Origin of the sequence: Acidisphaera sp. S103 (assembly GCF_009765975.1) — a bacterium.
In the GTDB taxonomy this organism is placed as follows: Bacteria; Pseudomonadota; Alphaproteobacteria; order Acetobacterales; family Acetobacteraceae; genus Rhodopila.
Genome location: NZ_LMUJ01000003.1, coordinates 1 through 709, shown reverse-complemented (window position 1 = coordinate 709; position 709 = coordinate 1). Strand labels below are relative to the sequence as shown.

Below are 709 nucleotides of genomic sequence, written 5' to 3'. Positions count from 1 at the left end.
TTGTCAGCGACAATCAGACCGAACATCATGAACTCGTTGCGGTCATCAATTCTCATCCTGATTGACGCATTTTCTCACCCAGATTGTCGCGCTACAGCAGGCCCACCAGCGTACATCTGACAACGTGCAATGACGCACCAACTCACATTGCTCCGTCGGGGATCAAACAGGTCGGCAATCTGCGCTTCGTTCAGCCGTCAGCGCCACGATCGCGGCCTCGAGGTCGAGGGCGGCGAAGCTCTTTGCTTCGCCCTCATTCTCGTAGGGACAGGTGAGCAAGCGCCGGATTCGAATCGGAACGTCATCGAACAACGAGCGGAAACTCGCGGTGTAATGCCCCTTGCCAGTATCCGATTCACGATGACGTAGTACTTAGGGCTTGATTCCATCTGTGTGATTACAGATAACGAAAAGGTCGTGGCCGACCGGCGTGGGACCAGAAGGAGTGCGCTTTTTTGGTTCATGACTACTATATCTTGATCAAAATCATTCCGACGAGGGATTACCTATGAGCGAAGAGGCCTACGCCGCCACAATCAGTCAAACGGCACAGGAGGTTTTTCGCCAGCCGTCCATTCCATACAGTCCCACTTTGGTCTTTCGGGAAATCCCTGGCTTCGATTCAATCCTCGCTATTCAATATATCTTGGCGATCGAGAGCGCCCTTGATGTCACCCTGAATGAGGAGGAAGTCGACACCATGCACACA

The 709-nt window shown here is 52.9% G+C and carries 1 protein-coding gene; it reads left to right on the top strand.

Translation table 11 applies throughout. The annotated features are described in order from the left end of the window. Positions 1-508: 508 nt before the first annotated feature. Positions 509-709: acyl carrier protein (locus GSQ89_RS00035; RefSeq protein ID WP_158920650.1), on the top strand; the 201-nt coding region annotated here is incomplete at its 3' end.